Annotated in this window: 20 protein-coding genes; 10 read left to right on the top strand and 10 right to left on the bottom strand. The window is 59.5% G+C overall.

Annotated features, from left to right (window positions below; all coding sequences use genetic code 11):
• The first annotated feature begins 23 nt into the window (after positions 1-23).
• Positions 24-887, top strand: coding sequence for a phosphatase PAP2 family protein (locus tag ACA053_RS03590; RefSeq protein ID WP_497394567.1), 864 nt, complete (start codon positions 24-26; stop codon positions 885-887).
• Here the strand turns inward: ACA053_RS03590 and ACA053_RS03595 are convergent.
• The 8 genes from ACA053_RS03595 to ACA053_RS03630 form a co-directional block, all read right to left on the bottom strand.
• Positions 838-2277: an ArnT family glycosyltransferase gene (locus tag ACA053_RS03595; RefSeq protein WP_497394568.1), complete on the bottom strand. Its 1440-nt coding sequence runs from the start codon at positions 2275-2277 to the stop codon at positions 838-840. The two genes, ACA053_RS03590 and ACA053_RS03595, sit on opposite strands and share 50 nt — an antisense overlap.
• A gap of 84 nt (positions 2278-2361) precedes the next feature.
• Positions 2362-2949 (bottom strand): ribosomal protein S5-alanine N-acetyltransferase, encoded by a 588-nt coding sequence (gene rimJ, locus ACA053_RS03600; protein WP_497394569.1) that lies wholly within the window; start codon positions 2947-2949, stop codon positions 2362-2364.
• Between the two features lie 57 nt (positions 2950-3006).
• The gene (locus tag ACA053_RS03605; protein WP_497394570.1) at positions 3007-4029 is read right to left on the bottom strand and encodes a sensor histidine kinase; all 1023 of its coding nucleotides are present in this window, start codon (positions 4027-4029) and stop codon (positions 3007-3009) included.
• A gap of 9 nt (positions 4030-4038) precedes the next feature.
• Positions 4039-5496, bottom strand: a complete 1458-nt coding sequence (locus ACA053_RS03610; RefSeq protein WP_497315469.1) for an ATPase domain-containing protein — start codon at positions 5494-5496, stop codon at positions 4039-4041.
• A complete protein-coding gene (locus ACA053_RS03615) occupies positions 5493-5927 on the bottom strand; it encodes a hypothetical protein (protein WP_256597469.1) in 435 nt (144 codons plus the stop codon). Before ACA053_RS03615 ends, ACA053_RS03610 begins: the two co-directional genes overlap by 4 nt.
• Positions 5928-6169: 242 nt before the next feature.
• The gene (locus tag ACA053_RS03620) at positions 6170-7576 is read right to left on the bottom strand and encodes a DUF2252 domain-containing protein (protein WP_497394571.1); all 1407 of its coding nucleotides are present in this window, start codon (positions 7574-7576) and stop codon (positions 6170-6172) included.
• A 221-nt stretch (positions 7577-7797) separates the two neighbouring features.
• The gene (locus ACA053_RS03625; protein ID WP_497315473.1) at positions 7798-8055 is read right to left on the bottom strand and encodes a hypothetical protein; all 258 of its coding nucleotides are present in this window, start codon (positions 8053-8055) and stop codon (positions 7798-7800) included.
• Between the two features lie 35 nt (positions 8056-8090).
• Positions 8091-8474, bottom strand: coding sequence for a DUF6124 family protein (locus ACA053_RS03630; protein ID WP_497394572.1), 384 nt, complete (start codon positions 8472-8474; stop codon positions 8091-8093).
• 438 nt (positions 8475-8912) lie between these two features.
• Here ACA053_RS03630 and ACA053_RS03635 point away from each other — a divergent pair, with 438 nt between their 5' ends.
• Positions 8913-10196 (top strand): hypothetical protein, encoded by a 1284-nt coding sequence (locus ACA053_RS03635; RefSeq protein WP_497394573.1) that lies wholly within the window; start codon positions 8913-8915, stop codon positions 10194-10196.
• A 356-nt stretch (positions 10197-10552) separates the two neighbouring features.
• Here the strand turns inward: ACA053_RS03635 and ACA053_RS03640 are convergent, their stop codons facing one another.
• A complete protein-coding gene (locus ACA053_RS03640) occupies positions 10553-11476 on the bottom strand; it encodes a hypothetical protein (RefSeq protein WP_497394574.1) in 924 nt (307 codons plus the stop codon).
• Between the two features lie 33 nt (positions 11477-11509).
• Positions 11510-11662 (bottom strand): hypothetical protein, encoded by a 153-nt coding sequence (locus ACA053_RS03645; protein ID WP_162556171.1) that lies wholly within the window; start codon positions 11660-11662, stop codon positions 11510-11512.
• 245 nt (positions 11663-11907) lie between these two features.
• On the opposite strand from ACA053_RS03645, the gene ACA053_RS03650 reads away from it, so the two are divergent.
• The 8 genes from ACA053_RS03650 (at position 11908) to pelG (ending at position 25056) form a co-directional block, all read left to right on the top strand.
• Positions 11908-12840: an NAD-dependent epimerase/dehydratase family protein gene (locus tag ACA053_RS03650; protein WP_109627881.1), complete on the top strand. Its 933-nt coding sequence runs from the start codon at positions 11908-11910 to the stop codon at positions 12838-12840.
• 62 nt (positions 12841-12902) lie between these two features.
• Positions 12903-15716 carry a bifunctional glycoside hydrolase/polysaccharide deacetylase family protein gene (locus tag ACA053_RS03655; RefSeq protein WP_497394575.1) on the top strand — a complete coding sequence of 938 codons (2814 nt, stop codon included), beginning with the start codon at positions 12903-12905 and terminating at the stop codon, positions 15714-15716.
• Positions 15694-19287, top strand: a complete 3594-nt coding sequence (locus tag ACA053_RS03660; protein WP_497394576.1) for a tetratricopeptide repeat protein — start codon at positions 15694-15696, stop codon at positions 19285-19287. The genes ACA053_RS03655 and ACA053_RS03660 overlap by 23 nt, the downstream gene beginning before the upstream one ends.
• A 28-nt stretch (positions 19288-19315) precedes the next feature.
• On the top strand, positions 19316-19834 hold the full coding sequence (locus ACA053_RS03665) for a penicillin-binding protein activator LpoB (protein WP_109627884.1): 519 nt from the start codon (positions 19316-19318) through the stop codon (positions 19832-19834).
• A gap of 5 nt (positions 19835-19839) precedes the next feature.
• On the top strand, positions 19840-21207 hold the full coding sequence (locus ACA053_RS03670) for a PelD GGDEF domain-containing protein (RefSeq protein WP_497315487.1): 1368 nt from the start codon (positions 19840-19842) through the stop codon (positions 21205-21207).
• Positions 21185-22174, top strand: a complete 990-nt coding sequence (locus tag ACA053_RS03675) for a HEAT repeat domain-containing protein (RefSeq protein ID WP_497394577.1) — start codon at positions 21185-21187, stop codon at positions 22172-22174. Before ACA053_RS03670 ends, ACA053_RS03675 begins: the two co-directional genes overlap by 23 nt.
• Positions 22171-23685 carry a GT4 family glycosyltransferase PelF gene (gene pelF, locus ACA053_RS03680; protein ID WP_497394578.1) on the top strand — a complete coding sequence of 505 codons (1515 nt, stop codon included), beginning with the start codon at positions 22171-22173 and terminating at the stop codon, positions 23683-23685. Before ACA053_RS03675 ends, pelF begins: the two co-directional genes overlap by 4 nt.
• Complete coding sequence (gene pelG / locus ACA053_RS03685; RefSeq protein ID WP_497315491.1) at positions 23686-25056, top strand: exopolysaccharide Pel transporter PelG; 1371 nt, start codon at positions 23686-23688, stop codon at positions 25054-25056.
• The last annotated feature ends 62 nt before the right edge of the window (positions 25057-25118 follow it).

Here is a 25118-nt window from a genome sequence, read left to right on the forward strand (position 1 = left end):
TTTCCTCTGGATCAGGACGCACCATGCTGACTTCTTCCCGCAGCCGCTTTTATTGGGCGAACTTCGGTATCCCGCTGGCCTGCGCGGCCGTGGTTTTCCTGATGTTCGACATGACCAACATCGACATCGCCTTCAGCAATCTGCTGTTTGATCCCGTCGCCCAGATCTTTCCCCTCGACAAGGTTCACTTCTTCGAGAAGTTGACCCACAAGTGGGCGCGGATCATTCCGAACTGGACCGGGGAAATCGCCGTGATCGGCGCGATGCTGTCGTTTGTCTGGCCGTTGCTAAACGTTCAAAGGCATCCGCGTCTCGGCAGCTTCCTGGAACGCAGCAAAGCCACCCCGGTGCTCCGGTTTGCCTACGAGCATCGTCGCGATTTCCTGTTTGTGGTTGTCGCGTTCGCCATTTGCACCGGCGTGATCCATTTTCTCAAGGCGCACACCAGCGTGTACTGCCCGATCGAAACGACCCTCTACGGCGGGAAAATGGCCCACATAGAGTGGTACGAAAACTTCCAGCTGTTCAAGGAAGCCGGTGACGGCCGTTGCTGGCCGGGCGGCCATGCTTCCGGCGGCTTCACCATGCTCGCGTTGTACTTCGTGGCTCGCCGCTACCGCTGGCTATATTCCAAAGCGCTGATGTACGGCGCGTTGCTGCTCGGTTTCGTCTACGGCACGACACGGGTCCTGCAAGGCTGGCACTACATGTCCCACACTTTCTGGGCCGGGATCTTCGTGTGGCTGGCGTGTTTGCTGACGGCGCTGGCATTTTACGGTCGAGCGCGGCTGGAAGTGCCGGTGCTGCAAAAGTCAGGCGCGCAGACCGCTGAGCCGCTTACTGGTTTACAAAGTAGTAAGCCTGACGCCCCACCTTCATGGTCTTGAGCACTTTCAAGGGCGCGGTTGGTTCGGTTTCACCGGACATGACCGCCACGTTGGAGGGCGAGGCCGCCAGAAACTCATGCAGCTGCGCCTTGGTGTCCAGGCCCTTGAGCACTTGTCGGGTGTAGAACACGCTGGCGCCGCCGACCCGTTCGTTGGCCTGGAACAGGGCGACGTGTTGTCCGTTGGCTTGCATCGTTTGAATCTGCTCGGTCAACGGCAGGAACGACAACTTGCGGTCCGCGTGGGGCAGCGCCCATTGAGCGGCGGCCAGGTAGCTGCCGATCACCAGCGTGATCATGCCAATCGCCACGCCGCGTCGATGCCGTGCGATGAGCCCCAACAGGTTCGAAACCCCTTCGCGCACGTTGAGCCGCTCGTATAGAACGCTTGCATACTCAGCAGCAATCACCGCCGCCGCGGGCGTCATCGACATGAGGTACACCGTGCGCTTGCTCGACGCCAACGTCAGCATCACACACTGCGCCACGATCCACAGGGTGAAAAACAGCAAGTAACGATTGGCCATCAGGCTTTTTCGGAAATGCCACAACCCCAGGTAAACCAGAATATTCCACGGCAGGAACGCTTGGGGCAGCTTGGTCAGGTAGTAGTAGAACGGTTCGTAATGTCCGGCCTCGACGAAGGATCCGCTGAAGCGTCCGACGCTGTTGGTCAGCAGCACTTCTCCCACGGCTTGCGCTCCATCGCGCTGATACAGCACGGCGAGCCAGATCATCAACGGGATCAACCCTGCAAGCGTCAGTAAACCGGGGCGCAACCAGTCGGAGATTTTCAGGCGCCTGTCCATCAAGGTCTCGGCCAGCAGATACGCGAAAATCACCACGCCCGGCATCGCCAGGCCGAGGACGCCTTTGCTCAGTGTGGCGATAGCGATTCCCGAGGCGAACAGCAGCGCGTTGCCGGGCGTCGATTGACGTTGCCCCTGAAAGAACGCCAGCAACGCCAGGGTCACGCCGAGGGCGAGTAACGCGTCTTCACCGACGCCGCGCACGTTGCTCCAATAACTGGCCATGGTTGCCAGAAAGATTCCCGCCGTCCAGGCAATCGCCTTGGGCCGGCCGAACCGCCGCAGCATCGCGTACAACAGCATCACGCTGAACAGCCCGGCGAACGCCGAGGCCAGTCGCACCGCCCACGGCGTGCCGCCAAATGCACGGATGGCGCCGGCATCGAGCCACAAGCTCAAAGGTGGTTTTTCCAGAAACGGTTCGCCGAACAAACGGGGCGTTACCCAGTCGTTGTCCAGGTGCATCTGCATGGCGATCCCGGCCACCCGGGCCTCGGTGGACCCTTGCAGTTGATGATTGCCCAAGGCAAAGAAAAACAGCATAGCGGCAAGCAGAAACAGTGAAGTGGCGGGACGCGACATAGACTTCTGGCTTCCGGGAAGGTGGACCGGGAAGCCCGAGCATAAGGGGCAAATGCTTAATGAATTGTGAACAGCCGCGAAGTATTACGAGAGACGTCTGGACCAGCGCTGTTCCGGGGCTTCAAAGCGATCATTGATCAACGCCGTCAACACGTGATCCTGCCAGCGCCCGGCGATACTCAGGTAAGCCTTGGCGTAGCCTTCACGTTCAAATCCCAGACGCTCCAGCAACCGTGCGCTGCGTTCATTGCCGGGGATGTAATTGGCCATGATCCGGTGCAGTTTCTGCTCATCGAACATGTAGCCGATGGCCGCTTCCAGCGCTTCCTGCATCAAGCCCTGACCTTGATGGGATTCGTCGATGTGGTAACCCAGATAACACGCTTGAAACGCCCCGCGAGTGATGCCGCTGAAATTGCAGGCGCCGATCATCTGGCCGTTGTCCGCGTCCAACAGCGCGAAGTGCACCGCGAGGCCTGCCTGGAACGCGCTGGCTTGCACTTCAAGGCGCGGACGAATGTTTTCAGGGCTGTGGTAATCGGTGGGGCGAATCGGCGACCAGCGGGCGAGATGCCTTTGGTTGCGCCGGTAGAAGTCGCTTTCCAGTGCTGCCTGTTCAGGGTCGAGCACCGCCAGCGTCAAGCGTTTACAGGGCATGGACAACAGCGGCATAGGGCGCTCCGTTTCGGGGGGATCGTCGCGCAAGCATTGCGTGGTCAGCGGGAAAACTCAAATCGCCAAGGGCAATGTCACGATAAAGGTGCTGCCTTTGCCGTCGCCGCCGCTATTGCCAATCACCGTGCCGCCATGGGCTTCCACCAGTTCGCGAACCACCGTCAGGCCAATGCCCAGGCCTGCACCGTTGAAGCCGACGGCGTGTACGTCTTGCACAAACGGCTCGAAGATAAACGGTAAGGCCTGGGCGGAAATGCCGATGCCGTCATCGCAAATGCTCATCTCCAGCACGTTGTCATTGGCCCTGGCCGACAACGTGACATGGCCCCCCGCAGGTGTGTACTTGGCCGCATTGCCCAGCAGGTTGCCGAGAATCTGCGTGAGCCGCACCGGGTCGCCGTTCACCGACAACGCGCAGGTGGGCAGTTCGGCGGTGAAATGCAGCTGCCGGGTGTTCAACAAAGGGCGGCACACCTCGATGGCCTCGTGGATAATCTGCACGATGTCGACGATCCGGCAATCGAGGCGCAGCTTGCCGGTGCTGGCGCGGGACACGTCGAGCAAGTCATCCACCAGCCGCGTCATGTGCCGCACCTGGCCCTCGATCAATGCCTGCATGCGCGGCAATTCTTCACTGGGCACCCGCACCAGGCGGCCGGCGATCATGCTGATGGGCGTCAGCGGGTTGCGCAGTTCATGGGCGACCAGCGTGAGGAGGTTGCGTTGCTGCTCCAGCGTGTGTTCCGCCGAAGCTTGCAGATTTTGCGCGCTGAGGGCGGCGATCACCAATTGCGCGTTAGCCTCGCGCATCTCCAGGAACAGCCGCTGCTCTTCTTGTGAGCGATGGGGTTTTTCCGCATCCGATTGCGCCAGCAGAATAGCCAACACCAGTTGCTGGTTGGCTTCGACCAATTGTTCGATTTGCTGGGCGTCCACCAGGCGGTTATTGGTATCGTTCAATTCCTTTTTCAGCGCCGCCAGCACCGCACGCGCTTCCACGGTCTTCTGGCCGAGCAGGAACAACTCACGAGCGGCGGTGGCCATCGTTTGTGCGTTCGTGCCATTGGCCTCGGTCATGGTCCTGGTTTACACCTCGTCCTTGTTGATCTGCCGGGTAGGCCGGCCCCCTAGTAACCCTTCCTGATCCGGCAACATCTCGCCGATCTGCAGGCCTTTATCGTCGATGCGGTACAGGCGCAACTCATCGGAATGGGCGCTGGCCCGAACCTTGACCACCGCCATGATGCGCAACAAGCGACTCTCTACTTCAATATAGCGTTGGACGATGATGGCGTCGGTGAGAAATGCCGTGCCATATGGGCTGAAGCGCAGGTCGGTGTAGCGGTCTTCCAGTTCCGAGGTCATCAAGACACTGACGCCGATGCTGGTCAGTGCCGTGACCATACGCGACAGCGATTCGCGAAAGTCTTCGCGGAAGGTCGGTGCCAGCGCCAGTTCGAAGCCCGACAACGAATCGATCACCACCCGGGTGGCTTTCAGTCGGCGAATCTCGCTGAGCAGCAATTGCACGATCTCGTCGATGGACAGGTCCGGCGCGCGGCTGTCCACCAGGCCGACTTGCCCACTCTCGATCAGTCCCGCAAGGGCTGCGTTCTGGGAGTGATTAGGCCGTTGCTCGAACACCGCGATCACGCCGGTCTCGCCGTTGCGCGCGCCTTCGGCGAGGAAGGTTGACGCCAGGATGCTTTTGCCCGAGCCCGACGGCCCGGCCACCAGCAAGGAATAGCCACGGGGCAGGCCACCACCGAGCATTTCATCGAGCTGCGGTACGCCCATTTTCAGGCGCTGAATCGGAAACTTCAGTGGCGCTTCAACCCGGTTGAGTGGGGGCGGCGCGAAGACCTTGATGCCGGAGGCGGCGATACGGAAGGTGTGCAGCCCCGGCAACGTCGGCTGGCCGCGCATCTTCATGATTTCCATCTTGCGCACCATGGAGTTGCGCTGGACGCTCTGGCGCAGCCAGATCAGGCCATCGGCCACGGTGAAAATCGGGTTGGTGTCGGTTTCGGTGAAATATTCGCCAATCAGGAAGGTTGTCGCCTGCCAGGTGGTCATCAACATGCCCAGTTGCTGAACGAACTGCGGCAGGTTGTTGTTGGGGTTGTCTTGGGTCTGGCTGGCCAGCACCACGGAGCGGAACGAGTCGACGAACACCAGCGCCGGTGAGTGAGCCTCTACCTCGCTGATAATCCGTCGCAGCACCTCGTCCAGATTCCCGGCCAGGGTGTCGGTGGACAGGTTGATATAGCGAATCGACTGATTGATCGCTTCGCTGTCGAAAAAATCGAATTGCTGCTGATAGCGCAGCATCTTCAGCGGCGGTTCCCCCAGCACGGTGAAGAACAGCGCCGGACGTTCAGGCGTTGCCAGGGCGAACATCATCTGGTGCGCGAGGGTGGTTTTGCCGCAACCGGGAGGGCCTGCGATCAGGTTGAACGAAAACTCCGGCAAACCTCCGCCCAGCACCTCGTCCAGTCCTGGCACGCCGGTGGCCAGACGGTTGATAGTCACTTTGGTGCTCATGGCGAATTTTCCTGCGAAGGGGTGTCGCTCAAAGAAGGTTCCCACATGCCACGAAGCAAGCGTTCGGTGAGCGAGGGCCCGATGAGCGTGGACAGCAGTTCGTAAAAGGTCGTCAGCAACACTTCACCGAAAAACAGCGCATCGGCGTCGCTTTGCTCAACAATTACGGACTTGAGGGCCGCCATGTCCATGCCGGCCGGCACTTTGTCGCGGGTGCTGGCTAAACGCGGATGAGTAATGGCGCACAGGTGGAGGCTGCGGCGATAAAGCGCGGCAACCCCTTGCTGGCCGATGATGGGCGTGAGGGCTACTTCCATATCCCGCAAGGTTGAAATGATCGCTTGGGCGATCCTTGCGATGTCAGCGTCGGGGCCAACACGGTGCGCCAGAGAAGCAACGATCTGACGGCTCTCTTCGCTTTGCGTGGACATGGCTAACTGATATCTGATGAACAGACATCGATGGTACACCCAATAAGGTGGCTGGACGTGATTTGCAACAGTTCCGGGGAAGGTATTGGGTTATGGGCCGCCGCTCATCAATCAAAAGGCAAAAAAAAGCCCGCGGGAGGGCGGGCAAACCGTAGTTTCTTGAATGAGCGAGGGCAATGTACCGGCTGGAGAGGGTTGATGGGGTGAAGAAAAATTCATATGGATGGACCCGCGTTGCCCGCTCAGGGCAAATGATCTGCCGCAAAGTCTGCCTCGGAGCGAGCTTGTAACCGGCCCGTACGGCAGGCTTGCTGGAATCGCTCAAAGTCTTGCTCATTCTGCGTTGCATAACTTTTCGCATACTTGAACAGCGCGTCCGCCAGTGCATCGCTCTTGCCGATGTAACCGCTGATCTGCGCGGCCTGCCCGGACGATTTGGCATGTGCGCGGGCGAGGGCGCGACCACAGACGCGTCCATACGCGGCGAAGGTGCCCGCATCGAAAGTCTCGAGTTCGGCCGAGATTTTCATGTCGCGCAACTGCCGCACGTAGAAGTGTCGACCGCCGGGGCCGGTGGTCCAGCCGAGAAACAGGTCACTGGCCGACTGCATCAACCGTTGACCCTCGACCACCCGCTGACCGTTATGCCGCACTGTTGATTTTGTCTTCACGTAGTCGGCCAGTACCGAGCGCCGTGCTTCCTTGAATTGCAGGAACAGCGGGAACGCCTGATCATCAGTCAGCAAGGCCACCAGACAACGGGTGCCAACACTGCCGACGCCCACCACTTTGAACGCCATGTCCTGAACGTGAAAACGTGAAAACAACGCTCGACGGTCAGCCTGCAGCGTGCCTGGATACTTGCGCATGAAGGCGTCGTAGATCGGTCGCCAATCCGAGTGGAGCAGCCAGTCATCGTCGGCATTCAGCAATGTGGTTTTTTTGTGCAGGTGGAAAATTTCCGGCAGGTCATCGCGAATGATCAGACAGCCATCAGCGTCACGCTCGCTGATTTTCGGCAGCAGTTCGGCGTGGGAGCGGCCCTCGGCTTTTTCGATGGCGCGTTCGATATGCTCGAGCGTTTTTTTGTTCGCCTGCTTGCGCAGGTCGTCGTAACGGATGGATTCGTACCAGGTTTCCAGGGCGCTTTGTTCGGCGCACTCGAGCATGGTTTTCTGATAGGCGCTGACCACGTCGCGGCAGACCGATTCTTCGACCGTTTCCCCATGACGCAGATCGCGGGCAGCCACCACGATACTTGTCACCAGCCGTTTGATATCCCACTCCCAGGGGCCGGGATGGACCTCGTCGAAGTCGTGGACGCCAAACAACAGATTGCGTTCGGGCGTGGCGAACCCGCCGAAATTCATCAGGTGGCAATCGCCGCAGATCGGCGAGGTCAGGCCCATATTCGGCGTGGAGGCCAAGTCGTGGGCCTGCAAAAGCGCGGTGCCGCGATAGAAGCTGAAGGGGGAGACGAGCATGCGGCCGTAGCGGAGCTCTACAAGGGATTTGATTCGGCCTTCGCTGGAGGCTTTGATCAGCGGGAGTGGGTCGCGGTTTGTTTTGCCCGTGGACGCTTGAGCATTGCGGGGGCAATTCTTGCGGGCATTTTTGCCTTGCTTCAAGCGGTCTTTTAGGGTGGTCATGGGAGCTCTTTTGGAAAGTGTTTTGGGCGTATGCGGATTGAGTGTAGAAGGAGCCTACTGAGTCGACAGAAAGTTACAGTTTATGAAACCTTCTGTTGAGTCATCAGCCCAAGGATGTTCTGTTTACGTAACATTCGGCTCCCAATGTCACGTATACGGAACATTGCACTCTTTAAATTCAAAAAAGGCACCCGCGATATTCTCGTCAGGTGCCTTTTTCGTTACATCGACGAAACCTGCGCCTGCAATCTTCGCCCAACGACATCCATCAAATCGCAGCCATCGCGCAACGAAGTCACCAACACCCGCGCCAATTCACTGTGAACACCTTCGCTTACAGCAAAGCTCTCCAGCAATTGAGTCGCTGTGCGGATGCGGTAAGCCGCGGTTTCATGCAGTACGTCCAGCGGTGCTTCGGTGTCGATCAGCAGCGACACTATGGTGCAGTCGATGCCTATGACAGGCATGTATCGATCCATGACAAAACCTCCATTCGGTAAAAGAACGCGAACACTCAGGGGTGGCTGGCGGACGGAGCTTCGGATACGCCATCGGGCGGATCGAGGTTGTCCAGCGCCCGGTTTACCAACAGTTCACCCAGCACCGCCAACTGCTGAATCGCCAGTGCCACGTTGCGGCGCGAGCCTTCGAGATCGCAGGCTAGGTCGGTGGTCATGACATTGAGCGAGGCGAGGGTTTCGCAGGCATGAGCGAGCAGGGTTGGCGTGTCGACGTCGGGGAGGATGGGGAAAACGTGGCTGATTGGATCGGGGTGGTTTGGGTTTCGGAGGCTGGCGCTGATGATGCGTTCGGTGGTTTCGGAGAGCTTGGATAAATTGAGGGGTTCTGACTCAGAAAGAGTCGGGTCTTCAGGTTGATTCGGGTTGGTCTTTTTCATAAAAGGAACTCCAGTCGTGTCAGGATTCCCACGTTTTTCGGCCTGTCAAAACCGTTCGCTGTTTTGCAGCGAAGTGCCGAGATTATCTGCCAGGAGTGACGCCCGCAAGCTCATGAAAGTCGATACGAATCGCGGGAATTTTCCTAGGACATGGACTACGCGCTGACCCAAGACATTGAAGCGTTGTTTTTTTTGAGAAAGATACAGAAGGATCTATCTCTCAGAACTGAACTACGGTTACCGAGGTGTAATTCCTACGCATTGTGACGGTTGACGGTTAGGAAGGGTAAAGACCAAAGTTTGTCCATTCGCTCACTGCCGGGATAGTCGACAGTCAAGTTTATCTGGTAGTCCTGAGCTCCCGGAGAATTTGCAAACTGCTCAGGCGTGTCTCACCAATCGAGCCATTCGCTAACACCAATTTTCGGAGAGGAAAGCATGACAGCTGAGATCGCAATTATGAGCCGTACTGCCGTTGTACTGGCTGCCGATAGCGCTGTTACCGTCACATCGTGGAAGGATGGAAATCAAGAGCGCAGGTATTTCAAAGGTGCCAACAAGCTGTACGAGCTGTCTCGGGGAGGGCCAGTAGGGTTGATGATTTACGGATCAGCCGGGCTGCAAGGTGTTCCTTGGGAGCTACCTATCAAAGCGTTTCGAGAAACCCTCGGTAGCGACCAGTTTGACCGACTGGAAACGTACCCAGAGCGTTTTTTTGAGTTTCTACAGCACAACGACAAGCTCTTTTCTGAGGAGACCAAAAATAAAGCGCTTATTAATTTAGTCGGTGCGGCAGTGTTCCGGCTTCAGATGCTAATCGCTGTCTATGCAGAAGTGGATAAGGTTGAAGGCCTTGCCGATAAAACTGACGGAGAAATTGAGGCTGCGCTCACTCTTGCAGAAGCCCAAGTCGATGCAATGGAGCTGCCTCTACTTCTGACAGAAGCAGACATTGCGAATGCGACAGCTAAGACGACAGAGGAGCTTACGAAGGAAGCGCCCACCGCAATTCCGCTATTTATACAGTCAGCATCGCGTGTATTTCTGGTTCCACGATTCATCGTTACGCTGGTTAAACTTGCAGTAAAACAATTCATCCAATACGCAGACCAAACAGGTGTGGTAATTGCTGGTTATGGTAAGGAAGAATATTTTCCGGCGCTCGAGGTTTACGATTGCTACGGCTTCCTCGGCGACAGGCTAATCCTTCTTCGTAATGAGCCAAGGATGATGGATGCCAATTCGCCTGCAGTGATTCAGCCCTTCGCTACTACTCACATGATCGATACGTTCCGCACAGGGGTAGCTCCGGATGTACTTGGCTCAATTTACGGCTCGACCAACCAAGCCTTGACGGACTTAGGTACACGAGTGATGGCTGAGTGCGGTGCCCAGGTGCCGTTAACCGAGGAGCGCTTGAGTATCCTCGTGCAAGAGGCTCATACCGAACACACCGACCGGTGGTATCAGCAGATACGAAACCAGCATGTATTTCCACTTTCCAATATTATACATTCGCTCCCTCTGCCGGATATGGCAGGCTTGGCAAAGAGCTTAATTGAGCTAGAGTCACTGAAAGAGAGGGTGACGCGGCCTAGCGAGTCTGTTTCTGGCCCGATTGACGTTGCCGTCATTAGTAAACATGACGGGTTCGTATGGATCGATAGGAAGCATTATTTTAGACCTGAATTGAACCCTCGATTCTTCAAGCGAGCAGAATAATGGAGTCAGATATGATCTTCTCAGCGCCACAACCATCGAAACCTTCGGCGTCGGCTGACGCAAGGGATGCGTTGAGCATCGAGAATCAGCAGATCCGCCCCGCTCGGCAGCTAAAGGGTGTCAGTCAATACGATCTGATGATGCGTAAGCTGGATAGCAAACCTAGCGTACATGAGATTCTTGTGGCTTATTCGCAAACGTAAACTCGTTCGATTGTCTAAATCCGTGCATAGCGCGGGTTTTTATGTTTTACAGTCGTCAGTAATCTGACTCACCGAAGGACCGAATCATTCATCTCTAACCAAGGGGCGAAGGGAGGGTTTTAACTTTCTGAGCTACGCCTAATCTGAATGTTCCTAATACTCCGCAACCCCATCCCCCCGCAAAACCCACCCAGCCTCCCCAGCTACCAACCGATACCGAACCTCCCGCATCTTCCCCGTCCGTCCCGCGCCCTCATCCGCACTTTCATACACCGGAAACCGCCGCACCAACACACCCTCCACCACCGCAAACTCGTCCTCCCCCTGATACCCCTCCGCTGCTTTCGCATTCTCACTAACAACCGGTAGATAAATCTCGCTCAGCGATTTCTTGCGATTGGCTGCATAAGCAACCAACTCCCCCGGCAACCCACGCCCAGGCGACCTGGCGAAAACGTAAATCTCCGGCGAGCCATCCCGATCAAGGTCTGCCACCTCCGCCCGAACGATGTTGCCGGTCAGCGACCGGGTAATCTCTGCGTTATCGATCTCCAGCCCTTGGGGCGAGATGCGTACGGCAGGGTTGCCGTCGACCCATTTCCCCGTCACATGAAAACGAATGCCCTGCAATTCAAGCGTCTGGTCAAATGGCTGACTGCTGTCCGAGGTGTCGGAGGGGCTGAGGTTCAAGGAAAGGTTGTAGTTCGCCACTTCATTGCGCCGGGCGGCGTTGCGCATGAGGTACACCTGAACCGTGTATTCGCCATCGGTGGGCAACGGCCCCATGAAGTGGTTGCCCATGATCGAGCCGTTGAACAGCGCATAGTCCGCGCCTTTGGCGGTGATGTTGAAGTAGGCCGAGGTGTTGGAAGGCTTGAGGTCGACGGTCAGTATCTGGCCTGCTTTCGCACTCACACGGTATTGCGCCGTGAGCCGGCCCTGGATGGACTGTTTGATCTCGACGGCATTGTTGCCTTTGTCAAAAGGGACTTGCTCTACACGAGGCGCGACGTCGGTGGCGGCCTGTGCCGACAGGGAAACCATGACTGTCAGGGCGGCAGTGATCCAGATGTTCATATTTATCTTCCTTAGAACAGCGCACCCAATTGATTACAGCTCATCCGACCTCACCGTGCGCTTGAAATGATGCTCCCAAAGCTTCATCCGGGGCAGGTTTTTGATGAGTTTTTGAACGCCGTTAAGGAGCCATTGCGGCGGATCGAAGTTGGGTTGGACATCGATGATAAGCAAGGCGTGATGCATGGCGTAGGCTCCGGTCTAGACGAGTCTGTGGGTCGCGCGTGGCAATTGTATGACAGCCTGTAGCTAATAAATGCCGCCAAATAAATGACTGTTTTCTGGCGGAATAACCGTTCGGCGACAAAGCAGACAAACTATTGACACTCTCTTTCTGATCTCCCATTATCGGCGGCGTTTTGATGGCCTTGCGCCATAGATCAGCGGACTTTAACCACTCGTATCCGCTCTACTGTTCAGGGAGAGATTTCATGTTTGTTGAGCGAATACTGGTGACTGGCGGTGCCGGATTTATTGGGTCGCACCTCGTAGAAGCGTTGCTTGACAAGGGCTACAAGGTTCGTGTGCTGGATAATTTGTCGACCGGCAAGGTCAGCAATTTGCCGATGGATAATGCCAATCTGAACCTGGTCATTGGTGATGTCGCGGACGGCGCAGTAGTGGCACAAGCCATGCGCGATTGCGGTGCTGTCGTTCACCTGGCCGCAGTGGCCTCGGTGCAAGCGTCGGTGGATGATCCGGTCAGCACCCATCAAAGCAACTTCGTCGGCACCCTCAACGTGTGCGAAAGCATGGTGAAGGCCGGCATCAAGCGCGTGGTATTCGCGTCCAGCGCCGCTATCTACGGCAACAACGGCGAAGGCACGGCGATTCACGAAGACACGCCAAAATCCCCGCTCACGCCGTATGCCAGCGACAAACTGGCGAGCGAGCAATACCTCGATTTCTATCGCCGCGAGCATGGCCTGGAACCGATGATCTTTCGGTTCTTCAACATCTTCGGCCCGCGCCAGGATCCGTCATCGCCGTACTCCGGCGTGATCAGCATCTTTACCAAGCTGGCCTTGGCCGAGCAGTCGGTGGCGATTTTCGGTGACGGTTCGCAGACCCGCGACTTTGTCTATGTCCAGGACTTGGTGAGCATTCTCGTGCAGTCCCTGGAAGTCAGTGAACCGAGCCCCGGCGCGGTGAACGTTGGCCTGAGTCGTTCCACCAGCCTCAACGATCTGATCGCCGAATTGGGCACCGTCACCGGCAGCCCGTTGAAGGTGATTCATCACGCGCCACGTCAAGGCGACATTCGCCATTCGCGCGCCAACAACAGTCGCCTGCTGGAGCGTTTCAAGCTCCCGGAACCGACCGCCATCGGCAAGGGGCTGTCGCAGCTTATTCGCAGCCTGTAACCCGGCCGGTTCCACTGTCCGACATCCAAGCAGTATCGGTTCAGTCCATTCAAGAGTGAGTTATGGAAATCGTTTTTCGCAGGACGCGTGTCCGCGCGGCCGCTAAACGGCTGCTCGCCGCTTTAGCGTTGTTCGTGAGCGGGCCCGCCGTCCAGGCCGCAGCATTACCGCAACCCGCCAGCGTGGTTTTCTGGTACGCCGATCAACCACCCATTTCCGAGTTGGCTCAGTTCGACTGGTCGGTGGTCGAGCCGGGGCATATGACCGCGGGCGACGTCAAAACCCTGCGCAAGTTGGGCAGTCAGCCGTTCGCCTATCTGTCGGTGGGCGAGTTCCATGGTGGCAAGGCCGAACTCGAAAAGGCATCCCTCACGGGAGCGGTCAGCCCGGTGCGAAACGGCGCGTGGGACAGCCAGGTCATGGACCTCGCGGCACCCGCCTGGCGCGAACATTTGTTCGGCCGAGCCAAGGCGTTGCAGGCTGAAGGCTACGCCGGGTTGTTCCTCGACACCCTCGACAGCTTCCAGTTGTTGCCGGAGTCGTCGCGAGAAACACAGCGTGTGGCACTCGCCGGTTTCCTGCGGGAATTGCACCAGCGTCAGCCGAACCTGAAGCTGTTTTTCAACCGTGGCTTCGAAGTGTTGCCCGACCTCGATGGCGTCGCTGCCGCCGTGGCAATCGAATCGATTCACGCCGGTTGGGACGCTACCGCCAAGCGCTATCGCCCGGTGCCTGAAGCCGACCGCGAATGGCTGGAAACCCAGATCCAGCCATTGCGCACCAAAGGCATCCCGCTGGTAGCCATCGACTACCTGCCACCGGAGCGTCGCGATGAAGCGCGCAAACTGGCCAAGCGTCTGCGCGAAGAGGGCTTCATTCCCTACATCGGCACGCCTGAGCTGGACTCGATGGGCATCAGCAGCATCGAAATCCAGCCGCGCCGAATCGCGCTGCTTTACGATCCGCGCGAAGGTGACCTGGTGCGCAACGCCGGGCACACCTTGCTCGGCGGTTTGCTCGAATACCTCGGCTACCGGGTGGATTACTTGCCCGTCGACGGCTCCCTGCCGCAACACCGTTTCAGTGGTTTGTACGCCGGGATCGTGACCTGGATGACCAGCGGCCCGCCGCAGGACGCAGCGGCTTTCAATAGCTGGATCGGCAAGCGTCTGGACGAACAGGTGCCGGTGGTGTTCTTTTCCGGCCTGCCGATTCAAGACCCGCTGCTGCTCAAGCGTCTGGGCCTGAATCGCTCGGCGCCAATCGGCACTCAAGCGTTGACCATCAGCTATCAGGACAAGGCGCTGATCGGCGCCTTCGAAGCCCCGGTGCAGCCCCGCTCCCGTGACCTGACCGCAATTTCCCTGCTGCCCAAAGGTCCGAAAGCCGCGTTGCTGCTGACCGCTGCCGACGGCCAGACATTTGCCCCAGTGGCGACGGCCGAGTGGGGCGGTGTAGCCCTTGCGCCGTACATTCTCGAAACGAACAACGAGCGCAGCCGCTGGATTCTCGATCCGTTCGCCTTCCTCCAGGCCAGCTTGCGCCTGCCGGTTCAGCCGCGTCCGGACACCACCACCGAAAACGGCCGCCGCATCGCCACCGTGCACATCGATGGCGATGGTTTCCCGTCGCGCGCCGAAGTGCGTGGCACGCCCTATGCCGGCAAGCAGGTACTCGACGATTTCATTCAGCCCAATCCGTTCCTGACCTCGGTATCGATTGTCGAAGGCGAGATTTCACCGCGCGGCATGTTCCCGTTCCTGGCCCGCGAACTGGAACCCATTGCCCGTGAGTTGTTTGCCAACCCGAAAGTCGAAGTCGCCAGCCACACCTTCAGCCATCCGTTTTTCATGCAGCCGGAAGTGGCGCAGAAACGTGAGAATTTCAACCCGGAATACGGCTTGAAAATGGCCATCCCGGGCTACGACAAAATCGATTTCCGCCGCGAGATTTTTGGCTCGCGCGACTACATCAACCAGCAGCTCACCACCCCGGAAAAACCGGTGAAGTTGATCTTCTGGCCGGGCGATGCCTTGCCCTCGGCAGCCACCCTGAAGCTGGCCTATGACGCGGGCCTGAAAAACGTCAACGGCGCGGAGACCATGCTGACCAAGGCCAACCCGTCGCTGACCGGCCTCAATCCATTACTGCGCCCCACTGAAGGCGGCTTGCAGTACTACGCGCCGATCATCAACGAGAACCTCTACACCAACCTGTGGAAGGGGCCGTATTACGGTTTCCGCGATGTGATCGACACTTTCGAACTCACCGACAACCCACGGCGTTTGCGCGGCCTGCACCTGTATTACCACTTCTATTCGAGCACCAAGCAGGCCTCGATCAAGGCGATGAACGAGATCTACGGCTACATGAAGGACCAGCAACCGATGTCGCTGTGGATGAGCGACTACCTCGATCGTGTGCACGGCTTGTATCAAGCCAGTCTGGCGCGCACCGCCGAGGGCGACTGGCAGGTTCGCGGCATGGACGCGCTGCGCACCCTGCGACTCGACCCGCAAATGGGCTGGCCGGACCTGCTGCGTTCGCAAGGCGTCGCCGGTGTTCGCGACTTGCCGCAAGGCCGTTATGTGGCGTTGAGCAGTGACAAGGCATTGCTGGTGTTGCGTCCCGACCGGGATCAACGGCCGGCGCTGGAGGAGGCCAATCTGCCGTTAGTGGACTGGAAGTATGTAGACGAAAAACAGGTGAGCTTTTCGTTTGCCGGGCAGGTCGACCTGACCTTCTCCGTGCGCTCGGCGAGCAGCTGCCGGGTGGAAGTGGACGGGCAACCTTTTGCAGGCAAGGCATCCGCCGGCCTGTGGACTTTTCAATTACCAATGAAGCAGGTGAGTCATGGTCAGCTCTACTGCATCTAACTCCTCAGCAACTAAAAGCCGACGCCTGCTCAATCCCTGGGCATTGGCGGTGGTGGCGGTCGCCGTGGGCGGCCTGCTGTGGCTGACGTTCCAGCGCGAAGAAGTGTTCCAGCCTGACGGCCGCGAGCCGGATGCGGTCTCGGCCAATTACGCCGAATTGCTGCTGGCAGCGCACCCGGATGACGATCGCCTGCGTTTGCAACTGGTCGATTTGCTGATCCGCCTCGGCGACTACCCGAAGGCACGCCAGCACCTTGAGAACTGGCCGAAACCGGTCGTCGAGTTGCAGGCCTATTACCGGCTCGAACTCGACGCGCTGGAAGCGGCGAAGGCCGACGATCCAGTGGCGCAGAAAGCCTTGATCGAACGCCTGAAAAGCTTCGATCACCGCCTGTTGCCGCTGCCGCAATTGCAGAACCTGGCCAAGCTGGCGCTGACGTTACAGGCACCGGCCTTCGCTGCCAGCGTCTACGAAGAAATCGCCGATCGCGATCCGGCTCAGCGCATTGCTGCACTCAAGTCCGCCGCGCAGTGGTACCTGGCCGGTGAGCAACCTGGCCGTGCCGCCGACATTTATCTGCTGCTCAAGCAAGACAGCCAACAAGCATCCGAGCGTCGTGAATACGCGCAACTGGCGTTCAACAGTCTGTTGGCCGCCGGTCGCGGTGAACAGGCTGCGCGTGTGCTGGCCGATGAACTGGATCAGCTCAAGGATCCGCAAACCGATTCGCCGTGGCTGGAGCAGGGCGTCGACGTTGCCGTCGGCAGCAAGCGCTTCGATCTGGCCCAGCGTTTTCTGGATCAGTGGCGCGTGTTGCAGCCGGACAACCCGCAAATCCTGCGCAAGGAATTCAACATGCGCCTGGCCCTCGGCGACCTGGCCGGTGCGTGGGACAGTGGCGAGCAGCTTGTAGCTGAGCACCCGGATGACCTGGCGTTGCTCGAACAAATGGGGCATCTGGGCGAATGGCGTGGCGACATTCAGGCCGCGCTGAGCTACTGGATTCGTCTGCTGAAACTGCACGAAGACCCGCAAACCCGTGAACACGCTTGGCGTCTGGCCAGCCAGCAGTTCGATTTCGACCGGGCGATCCCTTTGCTCGCCGACATCATGGAGCAGCGTGCGCTGACCGATATCGAACTCGACGCGCTGAACTACGCTCACGAATCCCGTGGCACACCGACCCAAGCCGAAGCCTGGTTGCACGCATACTTGCGCAAGTACCCGGCGCATCGTCTGGCCTGGACACGCCTGCTGCAAAACCTCGAAAACACTGGGCAGTTTGCGCAGAAAACAGAAGTCTACAAGCGCTACTCGAAACGCTTCGCACTGACCACGACCGAGCGCATTGACTGGGCCAATACCGACCTCAAGCTGTTTGATAATCAGGCGGCGTGGGACGTGTTGCAGGTCGATAACCGCAAGATCACCGATGAGGGTTACTGGCGCCTGCGCGCCGCCTTGGCGTGGGACCTGGAACTCGACGACGAGCTGCAGGTTTCGCTGGAGCGACTCCTCGCGCTCAAAGGTTCGCTCAACAGTGGCGACGAGAGCCAACTGATCACGATGTATCGCACCAGCGATCCGAAGCGCGCGCTGACCATGATGGTCGGCAGCTGGAAGCGCACCCGTGATCCGCAGCGTCTGGTCGAATCCTTGCAGCAAGCCCAGGAGTTGCAGGACTGGCCGCAAGTGGTTGCGCTGCTCAAAGACGCCGAGCAGTTCCCGGAAGCCAACGAGCAAGCACAAGTGCTGGCGATACGTGGTGCCTTGGCGGTGCAGCAGGGCAACATTGACGAGGCGCAGCGTTTGTACCTGCTGGGCCTGTCGCGTTTCCCGGATGACAACCTGTTCCGCGAACGTCTGATGTGGCTGTACGTCGACCAAGGCAACACCGCTGCGCTCAAGCCTTTGCTGACGGAATGGAAACCCCAGGCGCGGCAGGACCGAATCCTCTGGCTGCCGTTCGCCAGTGCCAGTCAGATGCTCGGTCGCGATACCGAAGCGTTGGCCTGGTATCGCCTGTACCTCAAGACCAGTCCGCAGGATTGGCTGGTGCGCGCGGCCTATGCCGATGCCCTCGAAAGCGCCGGTTATCAGGACGCGGCGCAACGCTTGCGCTTGAAGCTGCTGCGCAGCCCTGAAGGCGAAAACATTCAACCGTCGTCCCAACGTTACGCGATCTGGTTACGCTTGATGGCCAGCAGCTACTCGCCGGGCAAGGCGCAGCAGGAAGTGGCGAAGTGGAAGGACGGCTCGCCGGCGATGCTGCAATTGTGGTTCGAGCGGTTGCTGGCGCGTCTCGACGCGACCAACCAGGAATCGCAGAAAGACCAGTGGCTTGATTGGGCGCGCAGTCAGGGCTTGAAGGTCCAGCGTTATGAAGAAATTCAGCAAGCCTTGCGCAGCCGTAACAAGGCGCAAGTCGAAACGCTGTTGGCCAGTAGCGACCTCAACCCGGCACAACGCGCTCAGGCGCTGAGTCGTCTCGGCCGCTTCGACGAGGCCCTCGACCTCAGCCAGTCCGCACTGGGTGACGACCAACCGGCCGCCGTGCGCGAGCAACTGCGCCGTCAGGCTGTTGAACTCCAGGAACTGACCCCGCAAGGCGCGCAGCTGTCCTGGCATCAACAGGATTTCGGTGGCCTGGAATTCAACGCCCCGCGCCTGCAAATCGCGCACAACATTGGCGCTCAGTGGTACGCCAACCTTGAGCTTGAAAACGGCACCTACAACAGCGATCAACTGATCGAATCACGCATGGGCGATGAGCGCAACGCCGCGCTGACCCTGCAACGTTCGGTGGAGGACGGCGGCTACAAACTGTTCGCCGACACCAGCCAGCGCAAGGACGATGACCGTACCGGTCTGGGCCTGTCCCGGACCTGGCAGTTGAGCGCCAGCGACCAGATCGAGACCGGTGTGGACTGGCATCGCAAAAGCGAAAACAGCGGCCTGATGCGCGCTTTCGGCCAGCACGACAGCGTGTGGGTCGGCGGTCGTCACGGGCTCTCGGCGCGGGATCAGATCAGCTGGGAAGTGGCGCAGAAATCGTTCTCCACCCGTGCGGGCGATTCCCTGGGCAACGGCCAGGCGCTGAAGATGGAATACAACCACACGCTGGAATTCGCCGGGCCGAACTGGACCGTGCGCAGCGGTGTGGATTATCAGCACAACAACGTCAAGGACCGCACCCTGGACTACCTGTCCAGCGCCAACGGCGGCCCGGTGAAAAGCGTCGATGACTCGGACGACCCCGCGGTGGTGACGGCCGACGATTTGCTGCAAAGCCGTTACGGCCAACTGTATGTCGGCAGCTCATGGCGTCGCGGTTTGCCGGGCGCGCTGGTGCGCACTCGCCCGCAATACACCTGGCTGGTGGACGTGACGGCGGGCTGGCAATGGCTGGATCAAACCTTCAACTACGGCATCAACACCGGGATCGGCGTCGAGGTGCTGGGCGGTGACGAATTGGCCCTCACCGTCGGCTACCAATCCGCGCCACAAGGCGGGGATGGTCAGGCAGGCGGAACACTGGGTGTGAGCTACGGCGTGCGATTCGGACGCTGATCATGAAATGTTTACAGGAGAAAAACTGATGCAAGCAATTCGTAATCTGAGCCTGGCTCTGGCAGTCCTGTTCGTCGCCGGTTGCGCGAGCTTCACCGGCGACACCAGCCCGAACCTTGCGCGTAATGCGAAGTGGGGCACCGTGCCGATGATCAACTATTCGCAAACCCCGCAAGCCGGTGAACGCGCCGAGCAGATTTTGCTCAGCGTGCTCAGCAGCCATGGTCTGCAACCACGGGTTTACCCGGTCAGCACTCAGGGCGAACAAGCGCTGATGGACGACAACGAACGCCTGGCCGGCGCCCTCGACTGGGCACGGGATCAGAAGCTTGATTACGTGGTCGCCGGCAGCGTTGAAGAGTGGCAGTACAAGAACGGTCTGGACGGCGAACCGGCCGTGGGCATCAGCCTGCGCGTGCTCGAAGCCAGCAGCGGTCGTGTGCTCTGGAGCAAAAGCGGCGCGCGTGCGGGCTGGTCCCGTGAAAGCCTCGCCGGCACCGCGCAAACGGTGCTCGACACACTTGTTGGCGCCCTTCGGTTCGAGTGAATGCAATGAATTCTCCTCACATGGATTACACCCTCGCGCCGCGTGCCAGCGGCCCGGTGTCTTGGCTGGAAACACTGTTGGTCACCGGCGCGGCGATCGGCCTGGGCTTGTGGCTGACCCCGCAAGACCCGTTGCAAATGCACGCCGGTTTCCCTTGGCCGGTGCTGGCGCCGCTGCTGTTGGGTGTGCGTTATGGTTTTGTGCGTGGCCTGCTCAGCGCCAGCCTGTTGGTGGCGGCACTGTTTGCGCTGCGCTATAGCGGGCATGAAGCCTACGCGCAGCTTGATCCGTCGTTTATTGTCGGCGTGCTGGTCAGCGGCATGCTGGTGGGCGAGGTTCGCGATCTGTGGGAGCGGCGCTTGCAGCGTCTGCAGATGGCCAACGATTACCGCCAGTATCGACTCGACGAATTCACCCGAGCGCACCAGATTTTGCGGGTCTCCCACGACCTGCTGGAGCAGCGCGTGGCGGGCAGCGATCAGAGCCTGCGCAGTTCGTTGCTGGGTTTGCGCGACAAGCTGCGGGTGATGCCGGATGAAGGTGATGCACTGGCCGTGTTGGCCGATCCGATCGTGGCCATGCTGGGTCAGTACGGCGCGTTGCGTGTGGCCGGTCTGTATCGCGTCGATGAGCGCGAAGAAAACGTGTTGCCCGAAGCCTTGGCGACCATCGGCGTCATGGGGCCTTTGGGCACCGAAGACGGTCTGGTCAAGCTGTGCCTGGAGCGCGGTGAACTGGTCAGCGTGCGTCAGGAACTGATTGATGCCGGCAGCTCGGCGCAGTTCTCGTCGTTGCAGGCCTGCATTCCGCTGATCGATGCCGAAGGCCGTTTGCTGGCGATCCTGGCGGTGCGGCAGATGCCGTTCTTCGCGTTTCAGGATCGTACGCTGAGCCTGTTGGCGTTGCTCGCTGGGCACATTGCCGATCTGCTGCGCCGCGACCCGCAAGTGCTGCAACTGGCCGACGCCGATGCGCAGCAGTTCACCCTGCAACTCAAGCGTTCGCTGGTGGATGTCGAGCAGCACAAACTGGCGGCCGGCCTTTTCGCCTTTGAGATGACCCGTCCCAACGATGAGCTGTCGCGTCTGTTCGAACGCAGCCAGCGTGGCCTCGACCTGCAATTGCCGCTGCGTAACAACCGCGATCATCAGCTGTTGCTGGTGCTGTTGCCGTTGACCAGTCCGCAAGGCACCGAAGGTTATCTGGCGCGGATGAACCTGATGCTGCACGAACACTTTGGCATTGAAAGCAGCCTCGACAGCCTCGGCGTGCGCGTGTTGCCGTTCAACCTGGAGCCTGGCTGTGAACGCAACGGGCTGCGTAATTTCCTGTTCAACGAGTGTGGCCTGAATGATCAGCAAGTGGCTGTTTAGCGGAGCCTTGTTGTTAGAGGCGGGCAGTTGGGCCAGCTTGTGGCTCGCGGCGCCTGAGTTACAACAATTGCTGGTGTTCACCCTCAGCCATGGCTTGGCGTGCGTGATGTTGTGCGCGGCCGTGTGGCTGTTGCTGCCGGCGCGCTACCGTTCGCCGCTGCCGTGGAGCCCGCTGTTTATCTTCAGTCTGGCGTTCTTCGTGCCGGTGCTCGGCGCGGTCGGCGTGGTGGCGGCGATCTTCCCGGCGCTGTACCTGCCGCGCAAACGCGACAAGCAAGCGTGGCAAGCGGTCGGCATCCCGAAACTGCCGTTCCGGGCGCAGTTGCAACTGCACTCGCCGATCTTCGCCGATGGCGGTTTGCAGGACGTGTTGCGTCATGCGCCCGATCCGGATCAGCGTCTGGCCGCCCTGTTGGCGACGCGCCGCATGCCCGGCAAAGAAGCGGTGCCGATCCTCAAACTGGCCCTCGGTGACCCGAGTGACGATGTGCGCCTGCTCGCGTATTCGATGCTCGACAAGCAGGAAAGCGACATCAACCTGCACATCCAGATCGCGCTCGGCGAACTGGCCGGTGCCACTGCCAAAGCGGCGGGTGCGCTGCACGGCCGACTGGCGCGCTGGTATTGGGAGCTGGCGTATCTGGGCCTGGCGCAAGGCAGTGTGCTCGATCACGTGCTCACCCAGGCCAGCGAACATGCAGAGCTTGGCTTGAAAGCGGGCGAGGGTGGCGAGCTGTTCTTGCTGGCCGGGCGCATCGCGCTGGAACGTGGTGACGTCGAGCGTGCCGAAGTGCTGCTCAGTCAGGCGCAAGAGAACGGCATGGGCGCCGCGCAGGTGCTGCCATTTCGCGCCGAGCTGGCGTTTGAGGCCGGTCGTTACCACGAAATTCCCGGACTGCTCGCACGCCTTCCCGAGGAAACCCGTCAGCGGCCGCCATTCGCCGCATTGGTCAGGAGCTGGACATGAGTCACAAGGAACAGGCACCGGTTGCCGACATCTGTCTGCTGCTCGAAGGCACCTGGCCTTACGTGCGCGGCGGCGTTTCCAGTTGGATTCACCAGATGATCCTCGGCCTGCCGGAACTGACCTTTTCGGTGATGTTCATCGGCGGCCAGCGTCAGGCCTATCCGTCTCGGCGCTACGAAGTGCCGGCGAACGTGCTGCACATCGAAGAAGTCTTCCTTGAAGATGCGACCCATCCGACCGACAGGCTGGTGGAGCCCCGCGAGGCTGATGAACAGCAGTTGCAGGATTTGTATCGCTTCCTGCATCACCCGGACGCGCCAGACCCGGCACTGGGCGAGCGCTTGCTCGACTGCATCGCCCAGGGCCGCATGACCCTCGACGATGTGCTGCGCAGTCGCGCCAGTTGGGAGTCGTTGAGCGAAGGCTATCGTCAGCATTGCGCCGACCCGTCCTTCGTCAATTATTTCTGGACCCTGCGCGCGATGCAGTCGCCGTTGCTGATGCTCGCCGAAGCCGCGCAACGGATGCCGAAAGCGCGGGTGCTGCATTCGATTTCTACCGGGTATGCGGGTTTCCTCGGCTGCATCCTCAAGCAGCGCTGGAACTGCACCTATTTGCTCAGCGAGCACGGAATCTACACCAAGGAACGCAAGATCGACCTGGCCCAGGCCAGTTGGATCGCCGAGAGTTCCGGCCAGGCGCTGAACCGCAGCCTCGACGCCGGCTCGGGTTACATCCGCACGTTGTGGGTACGTTTCTTCGAGCGCATCGGCCAGCTGACGTACAACAGCGCCGACAACATCATCGCGCTCTACGACGGTAACCGTCAGCGCCAGATCAAGGATGGCGCCCTCGCGGCCCGCACCCAAGTCATTCCGAACGGCATCGACTTGCCGGTGTGGACCGCAGCGCTGGAATCCCGCGCCCACGGCATTGCGCCTGTGGTCGGTTTGATCGGCCGCGTAGTGCCGATCAAGGACGTAAAAACCTTTCTGCGGGCGATGCGCGGCGTGATCAGCGCCATGCCGCAAGCCGAAGGCTGGATCGTCGGCCCGGAAGAGGAAGACCCGGAATACGTCAGCGAATGCCGCAGCCTGATGGCCAGTCTGGGCCTGGAAGGCAAGGTGCATTTCCTCGGCTTCCAGCGCATTCAGGACATCCTGCCGAAACTCGGCCTGATGGTGCTGACCTCGATCAGTGAAGCGCAGCCGCTGGTGATCCTCGAAGCCTGGGCCGCCGGTACACCGGTGGTCAGCAGCGACGTGGGGTCATGCCGCGAGTTGATCGAAGGCGGCAGCGCCGAAGACCGCGACCTCGGGCACGCCGGCAAAGTGGTGGCGATTGCCGATCCACAAGCCACGTGCGCCGCGATCCTTGAACTGTTGCGCAGCCCGCGACGCTGGCAGGCCGCCCAGGCCAGTGGCTTGTTGCGGGTCAATCGTTATTACACCGAAGCCTTGATGCTGCAGCGTTACCGCGACCTGTATCAAGCCGCCATGGAGAACAGCTAAATGGCCGGTATTGGCTTTGAACTGCGAAAAATCCTTTCGCGCGACTCCTACACGGCGACCTTGCACGCCTACGTCTACGCCGGGCTGATCAGCTCCGGGCCGTGGGTCTTGTCGATCATCAGCGTGATGCTGGTGGGCATCATCAGCATCGGCCTGCTGCTGCCGAACATGCTGGTCGGGCAGTTCCTGGTGACGGTGACGTACCTGATGGCCTCCTCGTTGATCCTGACGGGCGGCTTGCAGTTGTTCTTCACGCGCTTCGTCTCCGACCGCTTGTTCGAGCACAAGTACGATCAGATCCTGCCCAACCTCTTGGGCGTGTTGTTGCTGGTCACCCTCGGTGCCGGGGTGTTGGGCATTGTGGTGCTGGGCTTGCTGTTCGACGAGCCGCTGATTTACCGCGTGCTGGTGTTGGCGAACTTTGTGGTGTTGTGCAACTTGTGGCTGGTGATCATCTTCCTCTCGGGGATGAAGGCCTATAACCGCATTCTGCTGGTGATGCTGGTGGGTTACACGCTGATGGTCGCGAGCGCCTACCTGCTGAGCTTTTTGCAGATGCCGGGCTTGCTGCTGGCGCTGTTGATCGGGCACAGCACGCTGCTGTTCCTGTTCCTCTACGATATCCTGCGCGAGTACCGCGCCGAGAAACTGATCGCCTTCGATTTCCTCGACCGGCGCAACGTTTTCCTCAGCCTGCTGGCCACCGGTTTCTTCTACAACCTGGGGATCTGGATCGACAAATTCATGTTCTGGTTCAACCCCGGCACCTCCAACGAAATCGTCGGCCCGCTGCGCGCCTCGATCCTTTACGACCTGCCGATCTTCCTCGCGTACCTGGCGATCATCCCCGGCATGGCGGTGTTCCTGGTGCGCATCGAGACTGATTTTGCGGAGTGGTACGACCGCTTGTTCCGGGCGATCCGCGAAGGCGAAACCCTGCAACACATCGGGCAATTGAAAACCGAAATGACCTTGTCGATCCGCCAAGGTCTGCTGGAAATCTGTAAGGTCCAGGGGCTGACGGCGGTGCTGTTATTCCTGTTCGCACCGCGCCTGCTGGAATGGCTGGGCATCTCCAGTTATTACCTGCCGCTGTTCTACATCGACCTGATCGGTGTGAGCATTCAAGTGGTGTTCATGGCGTTGCTCAACGTGTTCTTCTACCTCGACAAACGCACCGTGGTGCTGGAGCTGTGCGTGCTGTTCGCGGTGTTGAACGCGATGCTGACGCTATTCAGCATGTACTTGGGGCCAAGCTTCTTCGGGTATGGGTTTACGCTGTCGTTGCTGATTTGTGTATTGCTGGGTTTACACAGGCTTTCGACGGCGCTGGAAGATCTGGAGTACGACACGTTCATGTTGTCTCGCTGACGTTACGGTCAGACAAAAAAGGCACTGGCGATGATCGCCAGTGCCTTTTTTTTGTCCGACTG

This window comes from Pseudomonas sp. LBUM1672 (genome assembly GCF_059695655.1).